Here is a 20057-nt window from a genome sequence, read left to right as displayed (position 1 = left end):
GCCGGGCGAATCCGGCTCATTGTAGCGAGGCGATCCCCCGCCAAGGCCCGTCAGAAGGCGAGACCATGGTGGGCCTCTTTCTACAATGCGGGCCATGTTTGTTCACCTGCGCCTGCACACCGAGTTTTCCGTGGTTGACGGAACGACGCGGATCGACGAGGTGGTCAAGGCGGCGGCCAAAAACCGCCAGCCCGCCCTGGCCATCACCGACCTTAACAACCTCTTTGGCGCCATCAAGTTCTACAAGGAATGCCGCGGCAAAGGTGTCAAACCTTTGCTGGGCGCCGAGGTGCTGCTGGAGGCCGAGGCCACCGGCGGCCCCGCGACGCGCCTGCTGCTGCTGGTGCAAAGCCGGCAGGGATATTTGAACCTGTCGGAGCTGCTGGCGCGGGCCTGGACCAGCAATGTGCTGCGCAACCAGGCCGTCTGCACCTGGGACTGGTTGGCCGAACTGCACGATGGCCTCATTGCGCTGTCGGGCGCTCAGGCTGGGCCGCTGGGCGCTGCGCTGTTGCGCGAAGACGGGGCTGCGGCCTCCGCCACGGCGCTGCGCCTGGCGGGTCTTTTTCCGCACCGCTTCTACATCGAACTGCAGCGGGCGGGCCGCCCCGACGACGAGGCCCATGTGGTGGCCGCCGTGCGTCTGGCGTCGCGCCTGGGCCTGCCGGTGGTGGCCACGCACCCGGTGCAGTTTCTGGGGGCCGACGACTACGAGGCCCACGAGGCCCGGGTGTGCATCGCGGAAGGCGAGATCTTGGCCAACCCGCGCCGTGTGCGGCGCTTCACGCGCGAGCAGTACTTCAAGTCGGTCGAACAGATGCAGGCGCTGTTTGCCGATGTGCCCTCTGCCCTCGAAAACACGGCAGAAATCGCGCGTCGTTGCAGCCTCACGCTGGTGCTGGGCAAACCGCAATTGCCCAACTACCCGACGCCGGGCGGCATGCCCATGGACGCGTACTTCCGGCAGGCCTCGTTCGAGGGCCTGGAAGAGCGTCTGGCCTTGCTCTACCCGAACGAGGCCGAGCGAGACCGCCAGCGGCCGCGCTATGTGGAGCGGCTGGAGTTCGAGATCGGCACCATCCTCAAGATGGGTTTCCCGGGTTACTTCCTGATCGTGGGCGACTTCATCAACTGGGCCAAGAACAATGGCTGCCCCGTGGGGCCAGGCCGCGGCTCCGGGGCTGGATCGCTCGTGGCCTATGCCCTCAAGATCACTGACCTCGACCCGCTCGAATACAACCTGCTGTTCGAGCGCTTCCTGAACCCGGAACGCGTGTCGATGCCCGACTTTGACATCGACTTCTGCCAGGCCAACCGGGATCGGGTGATCGACTATGTCAAAGAGAAGTACGGCAAGGACGCCGTGAGCCAGATCGCGACCTTCGGCACCATGGCCGCCAAGGCGGCCATCCGCGACGTCGGCCGCGTGATGGACATGAGCTACACGTTCTGCGACGGCATTTCCAAGCTGGTGCCTGCAAAGCCCGGCATGTCGTACACGTTGCAGTACCCGCCCAACCCCAAGAAGGAGGGCGACAAGAACAACTATGCACTCGAACTGGAGCCGCTGCTGGCCGAGCGCGTTGAAAAGGAAGAAGACGTACGCACCGTCATCGAGATGGCGCAAAAGCTCGAAGGCCTGACACGCAACATCGGTATGCACGCCGGGGGCGTGCTGATTGCGCCGGGCAAGCTCACTGACTTTTGCCCGTTGTACCAGCAGCCGGGCAGTGAATCCGCTGTGAGCCAGTATGACAAGGACGATGTGGAAGCCATCGGCCTGGTGAAGTTCGACTTTCTGGGGCTGGCCACGCTGACCATCCTGGAGATTGCGCGCGAATTCATCATGAAGCGCCACAAGGGCCAGGAGGACTTCGCTTTCGAGAGGATTCCGCTGGACGATGCCCCCACCTACCGGCTGTTCTCCGAGGGCAAGACGGAAGCGGTGTTCCAGTTTGAAAGCCGTGGCATGCAGGGCATGCTCAAAGAGGCGCGTCCAAGCCGGCTGGAGGACCTGATTGCGCTGAACGCGCTGTACCGCCCCGGCCCCATGGACCTGATTCCGAGCTTTGTGAACCGCAAGCACGGCAAGGAAGAGGTGATCTATCCCCATCCCTTGGTGGAGCCCGTGCTGGCGGAGACCTACGGGATCATGGTCTACCAGGAACAGGTGATGCAGACCGCCCAGGTGCTGGGCGGCTACAGCCTGGGCGGTGCCGACATGCTGCGCCGGGCCATGGGCAAGAAAAAGCCTGAAGAAATGGCCCAGCACCGCGAGATCTTCCGCAAGGGTGCGGCAGAGAAGGGCATCAGTGAGGCCAAGGCCGACGAGGTCTTTGACCTGATGGAGAAGTTCGCGGGCTACGGCTTCAACAAGTCGCACGCAGCCGCGTATTCGCTGCTGGCTTACCACACGGGCTGGCTCAAGGTGCATTACACGGCCGAGTTCTTCTGCGCGAACATGACCGTGGAAATGGACGACACCGACAAGCTCAAGGTGTTGTTCGAGGATGCAACCAAGCACTTCGGCCTGACGTTCGAGGCGCCGGACGTGAACCGCGGCATGTACCGGTTCGAGCCCGTAACCGACAAAGTCATCCGCTACGGGCTCGGGGCTGTCAAGGGCACCGGCCAGCAGGCGATCGAGGCTATCATCGCGGCGCGTGAAGGCCGCGGCGAGGGCCCGCTTGGCAGCACCGCCGGGCCTTTCAAGAGCTTGTTCGACTTCTGTGTGCGCGTAGACCGCCAGCGCATCAACAAGCGCACGGTGGAGGCGCTGATCAAGGCTGGCGCGTTCGACAGCCTGCACCTCAACCGCGCGGCCCTGGTCGCGTCGATCGACCGCGCCTTCGACTTCGCTGCCGCCACCCACGCCAACCAGAACCAGGGCGGGCTGTTCGACATGTTTGGCGACGATGCCCACGGATCGAGCACGCAGGAGCCCGACCTGGTGGACGTGACGCCCTGGGGCATCAAGGAACGGCTCACGCAAGAGAAGACGGCCATTGGCTTCTACCTCTCGGGGCACCTGTTTGACGAGGTGGCACACGAGGTGCGGCGTTTTGTGCGCACGCCCATCGACGAACTGGTGGACAGCCGCGACACCCAGGTGGTGGCGGGCATCGTGAGCGACCTGCGTGTCATCAACGGCCAGCGCGGCAAGCTGGCGCTTTTCAAGCTCGACGACAAGTCGGCCACCATCGAGGCCTCGGCCGACGAAGCGCTGCTCGGCCAGTGCAAGGCCTTTCTCAAGGACGACGAGTTCGTGGTGCTGTCGGGCCGCCTGCAGCTCGACCACTTCAGCGGCGGCCTGCGCCTCAAAGCCCAGCAGGCCTGGGATCTGGCCGGTGCGCGCGCCCGCTTTGGCAAATACCTGTACGTGCCGGTGACCGAGCGCAAGCCGGAGCTGGGGCGGCTGCTGACCGAGTTTCCGCCGCTGCGCGAACCCACGGATGAGGGCGACCTGCTGCACGGCCTGCGTGTGCGCATGGGGCTGCGCTGTACGGACACGGACGGTACGGCTGCGCAGGCCGAAGTGCAGCTGGGTGAGGCCAGCCGCTTCTATCCGACCGATGCCGCCCTGGCGGCCTGGCGTGCCGCGGCGGGTTCCGAAGGCGTGGCGGTGGTCTACGAGTGAGGGGCTTTGCTGCGCATGGGGGCTTCGGGCAGGATCAGGCATCGGCTCCGGTGCGCTGGTCCCCGCGAATCTGCGGTGGTGGAGCCGCCAGAGGCTGCTGGCGCAGGGGCTGCCAGCACAGCCGCTGAAACGCTGCACGCTGGTCTTGAAAAATACCGCGCCAACGTCAGATTTCTTGGGCGGCAGGGCGTCATGCGGGTCGCTAGAATGAAATTCATGGCAACAACACCACCTTCCCAGCCCCCCGTGCCGACCCCGGGCCGGCCCGCGTCGGACGATGGCGGATCGGTCGTGCTCGAACGGCGCACCCAGCGCGTCGAACCCCCGAAGATGTACCAGGTGGTCATGCTCAACGATGACTACACCCCGATGGAATTTGTCATCGTGGTGCTGCAGGAGTTCTTCAGCAAGGACCGGGAAACCGCCACCCAGATCATGCTCAAGATCCACCTGGACGGCAAAGGCGTGTGCGGGGTGTATCCGCGCGACATCGCCGCTACCAAGGTCGAGCAGGTGCTCGGCGCTGCGCACAAGGCGGGGCATCCGCTGCAATGTCTGAGTGAACCGGTTGAATAAACGGTTATCGGACCCGAACTACAGTTACCTTTCCCACGCAAGCACAAAGGAGTTCACATGATTGCCCAGGAACTGGAAGTCAGCTTGCACATGGCCTTTGTCGAGGCCCGTCAGCAGCGCCACGAGTTCATCACCGTGGAGCATCTGTTGCTTGCACTGCTTGATAACCCCAGCGCAGCCGAAGTGCTGCGCGCATGCTCGGCCAACATCGACGACCTGCGATCGTCTCTGACCAACTTCATCAAGGACAACACGCCCCAGGTGGCGGGCACCGACGAGGTGGACACCCAGCCCACCCTGGGTTTCCAGCGCGTGATCCAGCGCGCCATCATGCACGTGCAGTCCACCGGCAACGGCAAGAAGGAAGTCACGGGCGCCAACGTGCTTGTGGCCATCTTCGGCGAGAAGGACTCGCACGCCGTGTACTACCTGCACCAGCAGGGCGTGACGCGACTGGACGTGGTCAACTTCATCGCCCACGGCATCCGCAAGGGCGAGCCGCCCGAGCCCGCCAAGTCCGAAGGCCAGGCCGAGGGCGAGGAGGGCGCAGCCGGTGGCGAGCGCAATGAAAAGGCTTCGCCGCTGGAGCAATACACGCAAAACCTCAACCAGGCCGCCAAGGAAGGGCGTATCGATCCGCTGATCGGGCGCCACTACGAGGTGGAGCGCACGATCCAGATCCTGTGCCGCCGCCGCAAGAACAACCCGCTGCTGGTGGGCGAGGCGGGCGTGGGCAAGACGGCGATTGCCGAGGGCCTGGCCTGGCGCATCACCCAGGGCGATGTACCCGAGATCCTGGCCGAGGCCACGGTGTACTCACTCGACATGGGTGCACTGCTGGCCGGCACCAAGTACCGGGGCGATTTCGAGCAGCGCCTCAAGGGCGTGCTCAAGAGCCTCAAGGACAAGCCGCACGCCGTGCTGTTCATCGACGAGATCCACACCCTGATCGGTGCGGGCGCAGCTTCGGGCGGCACGCTCGATGCGTCCAACCTGCTCAAGCCGGCGCTCTCCAGCGGCCAGCTCAAGTGCATCGGCGCGACCACCTTCACCGAATACCGCGGCATCTTCGAAAAAGACGCGGCGCTGTCGCGGCGCTTCCAGAAGGTGGACGTGGTCGAACCCAGCGTGGCCGAAACCATCGACATCCTGAAGGGCCTCAAGAGCCGCTTCGAGGAGCACCACAGCGTCAAGTACGCGGCCGCTGCGCTGCAGGCTGCGGCCGAGCTGAGCGCCAAGTACATCAACGACCGCCACCTGCCCGACAAGGCCATCGACGTGATCGACGAGGCCGGTGCGGCGCAGCGCATCCTCACGCCGTCCAAGCGCAAGAAGACCATCGGCAAGGCCGAGATCGAAGAGATCGTGGCCAAGATCGCGCGCATTCCGCCCGCCAATGTCTCCAACGATGACCGCAGCAAGCTGCAGACGCTGGAGCGCGACCTCAAGAGCGTGGTGTTCGGGCAGGACAAGGCGCTCGAAGTGCTGGCCTCGGCCGTCAAGATGGCGCGCTCGGGCCTGGGCAAGGGCGACAAGCCGATCGGCTCCTTCCTGTTCAGCGGCCCCACGGGCGTGGGCAAGACCGAAGCGGCCAAGCAGCTCGCCTACATCCTGGGCATCGAGCTGATCCGCTTCGACATGTCCGAGTACATGGAACGCCACGCGGTCAGCCGCCTGATCGGTGCGCCCCCGGGCTACGTGGGCTTTGACCAGGGCGGTCTGCTGACCGAGGCGATCTCCAAGAAGCCGCACGCGGTGCTGCTGCTCGACGAGATCGAGAAGGCGCACCCGGACATCTTCAATGTGCTGCTGCAGGTCATGGACCACGGCACGCTGACGGACAACAACGGGCGCAAGGCCGACTTCCGCAACGTCATCATCATCATGACGACGAACGCGGGGGCCGAGACCATGAACAAGGCGACCATCGGCTTCACCACGGCCCGCCAGGCCGGGGACGAGATGGGCGACATCAAGCGCCTGTTCACGCCCGAGTTCCGCAACCGCCTGGACGCCATCGTCAACTTCAAGCCGCTCGACGAGCAGATCATCCTGCGCGTGGTGGACAAGTTCCTGCTGCAGCTCGAAACCCAGCTGGCCGAGAAGAAGGTGGAAGTCACCTTCACCGACCAATTGCGCAAGCACCTGGCCAAGAAGGGCTTCGATCCGCTGATGGGCGCGCGCCCGATGCAGCGCCTGATCCAGGACACCATCCGCCGTGCGTTGGCCGACGAACTGCTGTTCGGCCGCCTGACCGACGGTGGTCGTTTGACGGTGGACATCGAGACCAAGACCGACGAGAAGGGCGTCGAGACGGCCGATGTGCAGCTTGACATCCAGCCGCTGCCCAAGAAGGACCGCTCGGCCAAGTCGGAACCGGCCGAACCCGAAGAGGCCACGGCCGACTGAAGGCTGCGGGGCCCGCGCGGGGCTCCCCACCTGCAGTGCGGCCCGCGATGGCCATCCCCCCAGCGCGGCACCGGCCGCGCAACCCCCAACCCCCGGCAAGCCCGGGGGTTTGTTTTTGCTCTCTTTTTGATAGCTGCTCGTGCTTGCCAACCAAGCACGAACTGCCGATTTGGCATCAAATCCGGTTACAGTCTGCGCCCATGGCCCACACCTTCCTCTGGCACGACTACGAAACCTTCGGCGCCGACACGCGCCGCGACCGGCCCGCGCAGTTTGCCGCCATCCGCACCGACGACCAGTTGCGCGAGATCGGCGAGCCCATGATGTGGTACTGCCAGCCGGCCAGCGACTACCTGCCCGACCCGGTGTCCTGCCTGATCACCGGCATCACGCCGCAGCAGTGCCTGGAGCACGGCATGCCCGAGCATGCGTTTGCCGCCCGCATCGAGGCCGAACTGGCCCGCCCGGGCACCATCGGCGTGGGCTACAACACCATCCGGTTTGACGACGAAATCACGCGCTTCATGTTCTGGCGCAACCTGATCGACCCGTACGCGCGCGAGTGGCAGAACGACTGCGGCCGCTGGGACCTGCTGGACGTGGTGCGCATGACCTACGCCCTGCGGCCCGAGGGCATCACCTGGCCGCGCAAGGACGACGGCAGCCCCAGCTTCAAGCTCGAGCACCTGAGCCAGGCCAACGGCCTGGAGCATGCACACGCGCACGATGCGCTGTCGGACGTGCGCGCCACCATTGGCCTGGCGCGCCTGATCCGCGAGCGCCAGCCGCGCCTGTTCGACTTTGCCTTCAGCCTGCACCGCAAAGACCGCGTGGCGCAAGAGCTGCGCCTGCCCACCACGGCGGCCACGGCGCGGCCGTTTTTGCATGTGTCGGGCATGTTCCCGGCGGAGCGCGGTTGCCTGGCCGTGATGTGGCCGCTGGCCAGCCATCCCACCAACAAGAACGAACTGATCGCCTGGGACCTGGCGCACGATCCTGCCGTGCTGGCCGACCTGGACGCCGCCAGCCTGCGCGAACGCCTGTTCACCCGCGCCGATGCGCTGCCCGAAGGTGTGCAGCGCCTGCCGGTCAAGACCATCCACCTCAACAAGTCGCCCATGGTGGTGGGCAACGTGCAGACGCTGCCCGCGGCCATGGCACAGCGCTGGGGCATCGATTTGGAGGCCGCGGCGCGCCACGCCGAAGTGGCCCGCGCATTGCCCGACATGAGCGCCATCTGGCCCGCCGTGTTCGCGCGCCCCGCGCCTGAAGGCACGCCCGATGTGGACACCGACCTCTACGGCGGCTTTGTGGGCAACGGCGATCGCCGCAAGCTGCAGGAGTTGCGCAGCCTGCCGGCCGCCCAACTGGCCCGCACGCGCAGCAGCTTTGACGACCCGCGCCTGGCCGAGCTGCTGTGGCGCTACCGCGCCCGCAACCACCCGGACACGCTGAGCGCTGACGAGGCCGAGCGCTGGGAAGCCCACCGCGCCGCGCTGCTGTTCGACGGCGCGGGCGGCGCACGCACCGTCGAGCAGCTGTTTGCGCAGATCGACGAGCTGTCTGAGACCGCCGACGAGCGCGGCCAGGACATCCTGGGCGCCCTGTACGATTACGCCGAACAGATCGCGCCCGAGCGCTGAAGCCCCGCGCCAGTGCGCAAACCCGCTTGCCATGACCACACCCGAACCCCTGAACTTCACCACCCAGATCGTGCATGCCGACCGTTGGGGCGGCGCCGAGCATGGCGCGATCCACAAACCCATCCACACCTCGGTGCAGTACGGCTACGAGCGCGTGGAAGACCTGATCGCCGTGTTCCAGGGCACAGCCAAGGGCGGCTTCAACTATGCGCGCCAGGGCACGCCCACCACGGCCGCGCTCGAAGCCAAGATCACGCAGATGGAGGGCGGCACCGGCACCGTGTGTTTTGCCACTGGCATGGCGGGCATCTGCGCGATCTTTCTCACGCTGCTCAAGGCGGGTGACCACCTGGTGGCCAGCCGCTTCGTGTTTGGCAATACCAACAGCGTGCTGGGCACGCTGGCCGACCTGGGCATCGAGGTCAGCACCGTGGACGTGACCGACAGCGCTGAAGTGGCCGCCGCCCTGCGCCCGAACACGCGCATGGTGTTCGTCGAGACCATTGCCAACCCGGGAACGCAGATCCCCGACCTCGCGGCCATCGGCCAGCTCTGCCGCGACCGTGGCCTGCTGTACGTGGTGGACAACACCGTGGCCTCGCCTTACCTGTTCCGCCCGGCAGCCGTAGGCGCGGGGCTGGTCGTCAATTCGCTGACCAAAAGCATCGCGGGGCAGGGCGGGGCCCTGGGCGGCGCGGTGACCGACACCGGCCTGTTCGACTGGAGCGCGTACCCCAACATCTTTGCCGCCTACCGCAAGGGCGATGCCCGCGGCTGGGGCCTGCAGCAGTTGCGCAAGAAGGGCCTGCGCGACATGGGCGCGACGCTGTCCTCCCAGGCCGCGCACCAGATTGCATTGGGGGCCGAGACGCTGGCCCTGCGCATGGACCGCACCAGCGCCACCGCGCTGGCCCTGGCCCAGTGGCTGGAGCAGCAGCCCGGCGTGGCGCGCGTGCTCTACCCCATGCTGCCCTCGCACCCCCAGCACGCGCGCGCGCAACAGTGGCTGCGCGCAGGCTCGTGGCTGCTGTCGTTCGAGCTGGCCGACCCCAGCCGCTGCATGGAGTTCTGCAACCGCCTGCGCCTGCCCATCAAGGCCACGGGCCTGGCCGACACCCGCACGCTGATCATCCCGGTGGCGCACACCATCTTCTGGGAGGCCGGCCCCGCCGTGCGTGCCAGCATGGGGATTGCCGACGGCATGATCCGCCTGTCGGTGGGCCTGGAAGATCCGGCCGACCTGATCGCCGACCTGGCCCAGGCGCTGGCCTGAAAGGCGCTGTGGCCATGGCGTCTGCCGCAGCACCCGTGCCACCGAGTGCGCTGCCGCGGCAGGTGGGCCGCTACCGGCTCGAAGCCGAGCTGGGCCGGGGCGCCACCGGCGTGGTGTACCGCGCGGTGGACGGTTTTCGTGGCCGGCAGGTGGCCTTGAAGCAACTGCACCCGCACCTGCTGGCCGACCCGGCCACGGCCGAGCGCTGCCGCCGCCAGATGCGCAACGAGGTCGCGCACACGGGCCGGCTGCGCCACCCGCACATCGTGCGCCTGCTCGACGCCGACGCAGCGGCCGAGCCGCCGTACCTGGTGCTCGAATACGTGGACGGTGTGCCGCTGTCGGCCCACACCGCGCCCGACCGGCTGCTGCCCATCGACCAGGTGTTGGACATCGCCTTCAAGTGCTGCAACGCGCTCGAACACGCACAGCGCGAGGGGCTGGTGCACCGCGACATCAAGCCCGCCAATTTGCTGCTGGCACGCGACGGCACCGTCAAGCTCACCGACTTTGGCACGGCCCTGTCGTTGCGCGGCGAGGCCACGCAGCTCGCGGGCCTGGTGGGCTCGCCCGCCTACATGTCGCCCGAGCAGGTGCGCGAGGAACCCCTCACGCCGCACAGCGACATGTTTTCGCTGGGCGTGGCGCTGTACGAACTGCTCACCGGCCGCCGCCCGTTCGAGGGCGAGACCGACTTCGCCACGCTCTACCGCATCGGCCACGACGAGCCCGTGCGCCCGGGCCTGTTGCGCAGCGCACTGCCGCCCGAGGTGGAAGCCGCCGTGCTGCGGGCCCTGGCCAAGCGCCCCGAAGACCGCCATGCGAGCTGGGACGCCTTCGCCCAGGCGCTGCTGGCCGCGCAGCAGGGGCTGCCGCGCCAGCGTTCGCTTGATACGGAAGCCGAACGCTTCGCGCGCCTGCGTGCGCTGCCGTTCTTTGCGGGCTTTACCGACGTGGCGCTGTGGGAGCTTCTGCGCCTGGCCAAGTGGCGGCGCCTGCCGCGCGGCACGGTGCTGATGCGCGAAGGCACACCGGGGGCTTCGTTCAGTGTGCTGCTGGCGGGGCAGGTGCAGGTCACGCGCCAGGGCTGGCAGCTCAGCACGCTGGGGCCGGGGGTGTCGATTGGCGAGATGGTCTACCTGCGGCCCGACCACCCGGTGCGCACCGCCACGGCGGTGGCCGAGACCGAGGTGCTCGTGCTCAAGGTGCCCAACGCGGCATTGCGCGAGGCCTCGGAAGCGCTGCAATCGCACTTCGACAAAGCCTTCATCCAGTTGCTGGTGGCGCGGCTGATCGCCACCAACGAGCAACTGGCCGAGTGGGACGTAGCGCCCGCACCGGCCGGTCGTACCTGAGTTTTTAGGCGCCAGCCCCTCCTGTATCGACCTGGCGTGGGTCGCAAAGGCGGACGGCCAGCCTTCATTTCAATATTTCAACAATCGTTGTATGATTGAAGCATGGAAGAAGCCGACGTTGTCCGATCCCTTGCCGCCCTGGCCCAGCCGCTGCGCCTGCGCACCTTCCGCGCCCTGGTCGTGGCCGGGCAGGAGGGGCTGACGCCCACGGCGCTGGCCGAGCACCTGGGCATTGCGCCCAATACGCTGTCGTTCCACCTCAAGGAGCTGAGCCATGCGGGCCTGGTCGAGGCCGAACGCCAGGGCCGCAACCTGGTGTACCGCGCGGCGTTTGACGCCATGAACGGCCTGCTGGCGTACCTGACCGAGAACTGCTGCCAAGGCGCAGCCTGTACCGCCGCACCCAGCCCGGGCTGCGACTGCTGAACCTTCACCCATCCCTTGCAAGGAGCACCGCCATGAAGCGCTTTCACGTCCACCTGCATGTGCAGGACCTGGCCCAGAGCATTGCCTTTTACTCGCGCCTGTTTGCCGCGGCCCCCACGCGCGTGGAGGCCGATTACGCCAAGTGGATGCTCGACGACCCGCGCGTGAACTTCGCCATCTCCACCCGCGGCAGCCGCCCGGGCCTGGACCACCTGGGTTTTCAGGTGGACGATGCGGCCGAACTGGGCGCGCTCAAGGCCCGCGCCGAGGCGGCCGATGCGGCCGTGCTCGACGAAGGGGCCACCACCTGCTGCTACGCGCGCAGCGAGAAGCACTGGGTGACCGACCCGCAGGGCGTGGCCTGGGAGCACTTCCATACGCTGCAAGACATTCCCGTGTTCAACGAGGCCCCCACGACGCCGGCCGCGGCAGGAGCCTGCTGTGCCCCTGCCGCACCGGCCCCCGCCCAGGCGCCTGTGGCTGCCGAGGCCGCGCCCCGCCGCGCCGCCTGCTGCGCGCCCTCGGCCACCGGCACCGGCAGCCGCTGCTGCTGAACCCCCTTCTTTTTCTTCGGAGCTTTCGCCCCATGTCCGATACCCGCCCCCCACTGAACATCCTGTTTCTCTGCACCCACAACTCGGCTCGCAGCATCCTGGCCGAAGCCCTGCTCAACGCCATGGGCACCGGGCGTTTTCGCGCCTTCTCGGCGGGCAGCAGCCCACGCGAGGGGCAGCGTCCCCACCCGCTCGCGCTGCAGGCGCTCGAAAAAGCCGGTATCTCGACCGAGGGCCTGCGCAGTAAAAGCTGGGACGAGTTCGCCGCGCCCGGCGCGCCGCAGATGGACCTGATCATCACCGTGTGCGACAACGCTGCGGGCGAGGTCTGCCCGATCTGGCCCGGCCACCCGGCCACCGCCCACTGGGGCTATGCCGACCCGAGCGAGGGCGACGCGGGCGATGCCGAAAAGCTCGAAGCCTTCCGCAAGACGCTGCACGCGATCCAGCGGCGCCTGGCGCTGCTGGTGAGCCTGCCCGACGACAAACTGGCCCATGCTGCGCTGCAAGGCACGGCCCGCGGCCTGGCCAGCGCCTGAGCCGCGCCTGAGCCGCACTAATGGGGGCTTGCATGGCAGTGCAGGGCATGAACGTTTTCGAGCGCTACCTCACCGTCTGGGTGGGGCTGTGCATTGTGGTGGGCATCGGCCTGGGCCAGGCGTTTCCGCAGGTGGCGCAAGCGGTGGCCGCGTGGGAGGTGGCGCAGGTCAACCTGCCGGTGGGCGTGCTGATCTGGGTGATGGTGATTCCCATGCTGCTGAAGGTGGATTTCAGCGCGTTGGGCGAGGTGCGCCAGCACGTGCGCGGCATCGGCGTGACGCTGTTCGTCAACTGGCTGGTCAAGCCGTTTTCGATGGCGTTCCTGGGCTGGCTGTTCCTGCGCCACTGGTTCGCGCCTTACCTCCCGGCCGAGCAGATCGACAGCTACATCGCCGGCCTGATTCTGCTGGCCGCGGCCCCGTGCACGGCCATGGTGTTCGTCTGGAGCCGGCTCACCGGGGGCGACCCCTTGTTCACGCTGTCGCAGGTGGCGCTCAACGACAGCATCATGGTCGTGGCCTTTGCGCCGCTGGTGGCGTTTTTGCTTGGCCTGTCGGCCATCATCGTGCCGTGGAACACGCTGCTGATCTCGGTGCTGCTCTACATCGTGGTGCCGGTGGTCATTGCACAGGTGTGGCGGCGCGCGCTGCTCGCGCGCGGGCCGCAGGCGCTCGATGCCGCGCTGCAGCGCATCGGGCCGTGGTCCATGGGCGCGCTGCTGCTCACGCTGGTGCTGCTGTTCGCGTTTCAGGGCGAGGCCATCCTGCGCCAGCCGCTGGTGATCGCGCTGCTGGCCGCGCCCATCCTGGTGCAGGTGTTCTTCAATTCGGCGCTGGCCTACGGGCTCAACCGCGCGCTGGGCGAAAAGCATTCGGTGGCCTGCCCGTCGGCGCTGATCGGCGCGTCCAACTTTTTCGAGCTGGCCGTGGCCACGGCCATTGCGCTGTTTGGCTTTGAGTCAGGTGCTGCGCTGGCCACCGTGGTGGGGGTGCTGATCGAGGTGCCGGTGATGCTGCTGGTGGTCAAGGTGGTCAACGCCTCGCGCGGCTGGTACGAGGCCGGTGCCATGCGACACTGACCGCGCCATGCCTGCACCATCGCCCATCGCCCGCACCACGCTGCTGCTGGGCCTGGCCCAGACACTGGCCTGGGCCTCGTCGTACTACCTGCCCGCCGTGCTTGCTGCGCCCATGGCGCGTGACCTGGGCGTGGCCGCCTCCACCGTGTTTGCGGCGTTTTCGGTGGCCTTGCTGGTGTCGGCGCTGGTGGGTCCCTGGGCCGGGCGGCGCATCGACCGGCTGGGCGGGCGGCCCGTGCTCATGGCCAGCAATGCGGTGTTTGCACTGGCGTTGCTGGCACTGGCGGCCGCGCAAGGCCCTGTGGGCCTGCTGGCTGCCTGGGCACTGATGGGCGTGGCCATGGGCAGCGGCCTGTACGAGGCGGCGTTTGCCACGGCCGTGCGCCTGCATGGCACCGAGGCGCGGCGCTCGATCACCGGCATCACGCTGTTCGCCGGTTTTGCCAGCACCGTGGGCTGGCCGCTGAGCACCGCGATCGAACTGCACGGGGGCTGGCGCGCCACCTGCATGACCTGGGCCGGTCTGCATCTGCTGGTGGCGCTGCCGCTCAATGCGCTGCTGGCCACGCCCGCGGCCGGGCAGGGGGCTGCGGCAGTGCCCACTTCGGCACAAGGGGGTGCGCACGGGTCGGGCGGCGGGCTGTCGGCCGCTGCGCGGCGCCGCGCGGCGGTGTTGATGGCGGCCGTGTTTGCCGTGGCCTGGTTCAACAGCACGGCCATGGCCGCCCACCTGCCCATGGTGCTGCAGGCCAGCGGCGTGGCCCTGGCGGCGGCCGTGGGCATGGCGGCGCTGGTGGGGCCCGCGCAGGTGGCGGGGCGGCTGCTGGAGTTTTCGCTGCTGCGACGCGCGCACCCGCTGCTGTCGGCACGGCTGGCGTCGCTGGCGCACCCGCTGGGGGCGCTGCTGCTGCTCGCCGGCGGCCTGTGGGCTGCACCGGCCTTTGTGGTGTTGCACGGGCTGGGCAACGGCATCCTCACCATCGCGATCGGCACGCTGCCGCTGTGGGTGTTTGGGGCGCAGGGCTACGGCCAGCGCCAGGGCTTGCTGATGGTGCCCGCGCGCTTGGTGCAGGCGGGGGCGCCGTTCCTGTTCGGGTTGGCGGTGGCGCGCTGGGGCAGCGGGGCGCTGGTGCTGTCGGCCAGCCTGGCGCTGCTGGCCCTGGGCGCGCTGCTGTGGATGCCGCTGGCCGCGCCGGGCGGTACGGCAGCATCGGCAGCCCGCTGAGTTCTTTCGATTGGTTTGCTATTGATTTGATAGCTGCTCGTGCTTGAATCCTGAGCACGAGCGCCCGATTGGGCCTCGAAGAGGTGCTGCCCTGGTCAGCCAAAGAACCAGTAGCACACGCCAATCGAGGCGAGCACGCCCGCCAGTTCGGCCACCAGCGCGCAGCCCACGGCATGGCGCGCGCGCTGGATGCCCACCGCACCAAAGTACACGGCCAGCACATAGAAGGTGGTTTCAGTGCTGCCCTGCACCGTGGCGGCCACGAGGGCCGGAAAGCTGTCCACCCCATGCGCCTGCATGGTGTCGATCAACATCGCACGCGCCGCGCTGCCCGAAAAGGGCTTGACCAGAGCGGTCGGCAGCGCATCCACAAAGCGCGTGTCCCAGCCCAGCGCCTCCACCGCCCAGCGGATGGCGGCCAGTACCTGGTCGAGCGCGCCGGAGGCGCGGAACACGCCAATCGCGCACAGCATGGCCACCAGGTAGGGCAGCAGGCCCTTGGCCACGTCGAAGCCCTCGCGCGCACCGTCGATGAACGCTTCGTACACCGGCACCTTGCGCCACGCGCCCACCAGCACAAAGCCCAGAATCAGCCCGAACAGCGTGAGGTTGCCCAGCACCGATGACACCTGCGAAAGCGCCGCGCCCGACAGCGTGGCCAGCCCGGCCATCAGGCCCGCCAGGACCAGCGCCAGCGGCAGCAGGTAGGCGAGCACCACCGGGTTGAAGAGTGGCAGGCGCTGCACCAGCGCCACGGCCAGGAGGCCCGCCAGCGTGCTGGCCGAGGTGGCCAGCAGGATGGGCAGAAAGACGAGCGTCGGGTCGGGCGCGCCCTGCTGCAGCCGGTACATGAAGATGCTGACCGGCAGCAGCGTGAGCGACGAGGCGTTGAGCACCAGGAACAGAATCTGCGCGTTGGTGGCCGTGTCGGGCCGCGGGTTCAGCGACTGCAGCGCGTGCATGGCCTTCAGGCCCATGGGCGTGGCGGCGTTGTCCAGCCCCAGCGCATTGGCCGCAAAGTTCAGCGTGATCAGCCCCACGGCCGGGTGGCCGCGCGGCACCTCGGGCATGAGCCGCGCAAACAGCGGCCCCAGCCAGCGCGCCAGCGCATCCACCAGGCCCGCCCGCTCGGCAATGCGCAGCAGGCCCAGCCACAGCGTGAGCGTGCCGAACAGCACCACCATGATCTCGACCGACAGCTTGGCCATGGCGAACAGCGCCTGCACCATGTCGGCAAACACCTGCGGGCTGCCGCCCAGCGCCCAGCGCAGGCTGGCCGACAGCCCGGCCACCACAAAAAACCCGATCCACAGCGCGTTCAGCATCGCTCAGCCCGCCTCGCCTGCGGCGCAGTACCCGCGTACCGGCAGGGCCCTATCACGGCCCGGGCGTTGCAATCCCCGGAAAAACGGGGTACTTTGGGGTCTGTTGTACTGTTTGGTCATCGTCGGCGGGCGCCACCCGGGCTGCAGGGCGCGTGCCGATTGTCTCTTGCCTGTGCCCGATTGCTTCCGCCGAGGTGACCCATGCCCACCGTAACGTCCGGCAGCGCAACCGCCTTTGCAGGCGTGGGCGCCTACAACGCCACCAGCCGGCTGACCCCCGTGGCGCGCACCAACCGCACCGAAGAGCCGCGAGAGCCCGCCGCCGCGCCTACCACCGCCGCTGCGCCAGCGCCCGGTGTGGTGGTGCGCATCTCGGACCGTGCCCAGGCCCTGAGCCGCGCCAGCGAGGCGCTGGACGCCGTGCGCGCTGCGGCCCGCCAGGCCGAAGGCCCGCAGGCCGTGGCCCCGGCCACCCCGCGCGAACAGGCCGTGCCCGCGGTGTCGGGTGCCCCGGCAACGCCGGCCGAGCCTCCCACGCGCACCGGCGAGGCCGCTGCAGCCGACCGTGCGCGCCAGGCGCTGCAGGCAGCGCCCGCCCCGCAGACACCGAGCGACGACACGAACGCCGCATCGGAAGCCGCCGCGGCCGATGCCGCCGTGGCCGCCCGCAGCGGCAGCGCCGCTTCGAGTGAAGCGGCTGCGCCGACCGAGACCGCAACCGCGCGCAACCCCGCCGAACCCGCCCCGGGCAGCCGCGAAGCCCAGGCCGCCGAAGCGCGCAGCCAGGAGGCCCAGGCCATCCGCGCCCCTGAGCCGCCAGCGCAGCCGCCCGCGGCCAATGCGGCGTTTGCAGGCGAGTACGTGCGGGCGCTGCTGCGCTGATGGCGGGGGCTGGCGTGATCCGCTTCGCCGCCCTATGTGAGCCGTGGGCGTCCCCGCGCGCCCGGCAGGAGGCCCCATGGCGGCGCTGAGCATGAGCCCTGGTGTGGGCAGCTACGTGCCCGCGCGCCGCTTGCAGGCCCTGCAAAGCGCCAGTGCTGCCGAGCAGCGCGCCGACGCCCTGCAGCGCGAAAGCGAGCGTCTGCGGGCCGAGGCCGCCGCCACTGAACAGCGTGCCACCGCCCTGGATCGTGCGGCCGAGCAGGCACAAACCCGCGCGCAGCAGGCGCGTCAGGTGGTGTCGGCCACGCCCGCCACGTCGGCGGTGGGCCGCCCGGCATCGGCCGACCCGGTGTCGGCCCTCTCGACCGTGCAGTGGGCCCAGGCCGCGCGGCGGCCCGACGATGTGGCCGCGAATGCGGGTGCCAACGGAAGAGGCAATGGGGGCGTTGATGAGGGCGTGAGCGCTGCGGCGGGCAATGCGGCTGCAGCGGCGCGGCCTGCGTCTGCAGAGCCTGCACCCACCGCGCCGGGCCTGGGCACCAGCCCGGGTGTGCCGCGCATTCCGTCGGCCGTAGCGTTTGGGCTGACCCTGCCCAGCCTGGCCGAAGCCAGCCCGTCGCCCGTACCGGGCGCGCTGGTCAGCATCCGCGCCTGAGGCGGCCCGGGGCCGCACGGGGTGCCCGTACGCGCGGCCAGTGCCGCGTACCCGCTCGGGAATCCGCCTGATCGACCCTTCATCGTCCGCTGGGGACTCCGGCCAGCAGCCCAAGGAGTGGCCCGACCAGCAGTCTGACCCGTGGCCCGCTGGGTTACCCGATGGGGAACTTCCTGATGACCCGCGTTCAGCCTGCGCTGTGGTGCAGACCGCTCACAGCCGAAGGCCGTCCCTCCAAGTGCAACCGCGCCACGGGCGCCGGGCTCTGGGCCACGCAGCGCCCGCGCCGGTACACGGCCAGGCGCGTGGCGCGCAGGCGGATGGCCTCCACCGGGTCGTGCGCGTGCAGCCACACCAGGTCGGCGTGGCAGCCCGGGGCAATGCCGTAGCCCTCCAGCCCCAGCAGCCGCGCGGGGGCAGTGGTCACGGCGTCGAAGCAGGCGCGCATCTGCGCCTGCGCGGTGAGCTGGCCCACGTGCAGGCCCATGTGCGCCACTTCCAGCAGGTCGCCGCTGCCCAGGCTGTACCAGGGGTCCATCACGCAGTCCTGCCCAAAGGCCACTGTCAGGCCCGCGGCCATGAGTTCGGGCACCCGCGTCATGCCGCGGCGCTTGGGGTAGCTGTCGTGGCGGCCCTGCAGCGTGATGTTGATCAAGGGGTTGGCCACCACACCCAGGTCGGCCTCGGCCATCAGCGGGATGAGCTTGCTCACGTAGTAGTTGTCCATGCTGTGCATGGACGTGAGGTGCGAGCCCGTGACCCGGCCTTGCAGGCCCAGGCGCTGCGTCTCGAAGGCCAGCGTTTCCACGTGGCGCGACATCGGGTCGTCGGATTCGTCGCAGTGCATGTCCACGCGCAGGCCGCGCGCGGCGGCCAGTTCGCACAGCAGGCGTACGCTCTCGGCCCCCTGGGCCATGGTGCGCTCAAAGTGCGGAATGCCGCCCACCACGTCCACGCCCAGGTCGAGTGCGCGCTTCAGGTTGTCGAGCCCGCCGGGCGCGCGCAGCACGCCGTCTTGCGGAAAGGCCACCAACTGCAGATCCAGGTACGGCCGCACGCGCTCGCGCACCTCCAGCAGCGCGCGCACGGTGCGCAGGCTCGGGTCGCTGGTGTCCACGTGCGAGCGGATGGCCAGCAGCCCGCGGGCCACGGCCTGGTCGCAGTAGCGCAGCGCGCGCTCGACGATGGCCTCGTGCGTGAGGGTGGGCTTGAGCTCGCCCCACAGCGCAATGCCTTCGAGCAGCGTGCCGCTCTCGTTCACGCGCGGCATGCCGTAGGTCAGGGCCGAATCCAGGTGGAAGTGCGCGTCCACAAAAGGTGGGCTCACGAGCAGGCCCTGCGCGTCGAGCACCTCGTGCGCCGGGGCGTCGAGGCCTTCGGTCACCTCGGCGATACGGCCGCCCTGCACGGCAATCGACATATGGCGGCGGCCGTCGGGCAGGGTGGCGTTGCGGATCAGCAGGTCCAGCATGGGGGTCTTTCAGCGATCAAGGCTCAGCGTTCGCCCTTGCGGTAGGGCTTCATCAGCGCCTGCGGGTAGGCGGCGCGCCGGGCCACCAGCACCAGCGCCAGGATGGACAGCAGGTAGGGCAGCATCAAATACACCTGGTACGGAATGCCGCCCGTACCCGCCTGCTGCAGCCGCAGCTGCAGCGCATCGAACAGGGCAAACAGCAGTGCGCCCAGCAATGCCTTGCCGGGCCGCCACGAGGCAAACACCACCAGGGCCACGCAGATCCAGCCCCGGCCGTTGACCATGTTGAAGAAAAACGCGTTGAAGGCCGACAGCGTGAGAAAGCTGCCCGCTACGCCCATCAGCGCCGACCCGGCCACGATGGCCCCGGTGCGCAGCGCGCCCACCGACAGGCCCTGGCCTTCGGCGGCCTGCGGGTTTTCGCCCACCATGCGCACGGCCAGGCCCAGCGGGGTGCGCATCAGTGCCCAGGCCAGCAGGGGCACCAGCAGCAGGGCCAGCAGCGTCAATGGCGTCTGGTCTTGCAGCAGGGGCACGGGCAGCCAGTCCATGGGCGCAAAGGGCTCGATGGTGGGCGGGGTGCTCACTTTCGGAAAACTCACCCGGTAGGCAAAGTAGCTGAGCGACGTGGCCAGCAGCGTGATGCCCAGCCCCGCCACATGCTGCGACAGCGCCAGCCCCACCGTGAGCAGCGCGTGCAGCAGCCCCAGCGCCGCGCCCGTGAGCGCAGCCACGAGCACGCCCGTCCACAGCCCATGGCCCGCATACACCGTGAGCCAGCCCGTGAAGGCCCCGGCCACCATGATGCCTTCGATGCCCAGGTTCAGCACCCCGGCGCGTTCGCACAGCAGCACGCCCAGCGTGCCCAGAATCAGCGGTGTGGCCACACGCAGCGTGGCGCTCCAGAACGCGGGGTTGAGCAGGATGTCGAGCAGCTCGGTCATGCGGCCGTGGCTGGCCCTGGGGCCAGTGTGCTATCAAAAAAGGAGCTTCTCGTGCTTGATT

The 20057-nt window shown here is 68.6% G+C and carries 16 protein-coding genes; 13 read left to right on the top strand and 3 right to left on the bottom strand.

The features are described from left to right. Positions 1-94 precede the first annotated feature (94 nt). The 11 genes from dnaE to ABD866_RS05795 all read left to right on the top strand — a co-directional run bounded on the left by dnaE (position 95) and on the right by ABD866_RS05795 (position 14716). The gene (gene dnaE / locus ABD866_RS05845; protein WP_345062088.1) at positions 95-3637 is read left to right on the top strand and encodes a DNA polymerase III subunit alpha; all 3543 of its coding nucleotides are present in this window, start codon (positions 95-97) and stop codon (positions 3635-3637) included. A 207-nt stretch (positions 3638-3844) separates the two neighbouring features. Next, positions 3845-4213: an ATP-dependent Clp protease adapter ClpS gene (gene clpS, locus ABD866_RS05840; protein ID WP_345062086.1), complete on the top strand. Its 369-nt coding sequence runs from the start codon at positions 3845-3847 to the stop codon at positions 4211-4213. Positions 4214-4270: 57 nt separating this feature from the next. Next, a complete protein-coding gene (gene clpA / locus ABD866_RS05835; protein ID WP_345062084.1) occupies positions 4271-6622 on the top strand; it encodes an ATP-dependent Clp protease ATP-binding subunit ClpA in 2352 nt (783 codons plus the stop codon). A gap of 200 nt (positions 6623-6822) precedes the next feature. Further along, positions 6823-8265, top strand: a complete 1443-nt coding sequence (gene sbcB / locus ABD866_RS05830) for an exodeoxyribonuclease I (RefSeq protein WP_345062082.1) — start codon at positions 6823-6825, stop codon at positions 8263-8265. 31 nt (positions 8266-8296) lie between these two features. Continuing rightward, positions 8297-9538 carry a cystathionine gamma-synthase family protein gene (locus ABD866_RS05825; protein WP_345062080.1) on the top strand — a complete coding sequence of 414 codons (1242 nt, stop codon included), beginning with the start codon at positions 8297-8299 and terminating at the stop codon, positions 9536-9538. Between the two features lie 14 nt (positions 9539-9552). Next, positions 9553-10893, top strand: a complete 1341-nt coding sequence (locus ABD866_RS05820) for a protein kinase domain-containing protein (protein ID WP_345062078.1) — start codon at positions 9553-9555, stop codon at positions 10891-10893. Between the two features lie 102 nt (positions 10894-10995). Further along, positions 10996-11319, top strand: coding sequence for an ArsR/SmtB family transcription factor (locus ABD866_RS05815; protein ID WP_345062076.1), 324 nt, complete (start codon positions 10996-10998; stop codon positions 11317-11319). Between the two features lie 32 nt (positions 11320-11351). Continuing rightward, positions 11352-11873, top strand: coding sequence for an ArsI/CadI family heavy metal resistance metalloenzyme (locus ABD866_RS05810; protein ID WP_345062074.1), 522 nt, complete (start codon positions 11352-11354; stop codon positions 11871-11873). A 32-nt stretch (positions 11874-11905) separates the two neighbouring features. Continuing rightward, the gene (locus ABD866_RS05805) at positions 11906-12412 is read left to right on the top strand and encodes an arsenate reductase ArsC (RefSeq protein WP_345062072.1); all 507 of its coding nucleotides are present in this window, start codon (positions 11906-11908) and stop codon (positions 12410-12412) included. 47 nt (positions 12413-12459) lie between these two features. Beyond that, positions 12460-13491: an ACR3 family arsenite efflux transporter gene (gene arsB / locus ABD866_RS05800; RefSeq protein ID WP_345062070.1), complete on the top strand. Its 1032-nt coding sequence runs from the start codon at positions 12460-12462 to the stop codon at positions 13489-13491. A 7-nt stretch (positions 13492-13498) separates the two neighbouring features. Then, positions 13499-14716 carry an MFS transporter gene (locus ABD866_RS05795; RefSeq protein WP_345062068.1) on the top strand — a complete coding sequence of 406 codons (1218 nt, stop codon included), beginning with the start codon at positions 13499-13501 and terminating at the stop codon, positions 14714-14716. A gap of 95 nt (positions 14717-14811) precedes the next feature. On the opposite strand, the gene ABD866_RS05790 is transcribed toward ABD866_RS05795, so the two are convergent. Further along, positions 14812-16041, bottom strand: coding sequence for a nucleoside recognition domain-containing protein (locus tag ABD866_RS05790; protein ID WP_345062066.1), 1230 nt, complete (start codon positions 16039-16041; stop codon positions 14812-14814). 201 nt (positions 16042-16242) lie between these two features. Between ABD866_RS05790 and ABD866_RS05785 the strand changes: the two genes are divergently transcribed. Both ABD866_RS05785 and ABD866_RS05780 read left to right on the top strand, forming a co-directional pair. Beyond that, complete coding sequence (locus ABD866_RS05785; protein WP_345062064.1) at positions 16243-16923, top strand: hypothetical protein; 681 nt, start codon at positions 16243-16245, stop codon at positions 16921-16923. A 76-nt stretch (positions 16924-16999) separates the two neighbouring features. Further along, a complete protein-coding gene (locus ABD866_RS05780) occupies positions 17000-17578 on the top strand; it encodes a hypothetical protein (RefSeq protein WP_345062063.1) in 579 nt (192 codons plus the stop codon). Positions 17579-17765: 187 nt separating this feature from the next. Here ABD866_RS05780 and ABD866_RS05775 read toward each other — a convergent pair whose 3' ends face one another. After that, on the bottom strand, positions 17766-19049 hold the full coding sequence (locus ABD866_RS05775; protein WP_345062061.1) for an amidohydrolase family protein: 1284 nt from the start codon (positions 19047-19049) through the stop codon (positions 17766-17768). Positions 19050-19072: 23 nt separating this feature from the next. After that, on the bottom strand, positions 19073-19996 hold the full coding sequence (locus ABD866_RS05770; protein ID WP_345062059.1) for an ABC transporter permease: 924 nt from the start codon (positions 19994-19996) through the stop codon (positions 19073-19075). Between the last annotated feature and the right edge of the window lie 61 nt (positions 19997-20057).

The organism is Acidovorax lacteus, assembly GCF_039540375.1.
GTDB lineage: Bacteria > Pseudomonadota > Gammaproteobacteria > Burkholderiales > Burkholderiaceae_C > Acidovorax_G > Acidovorax_G lacteus.
This window is presented reverse-complemented; position numbering and strand designations above follow the sequence as displayed.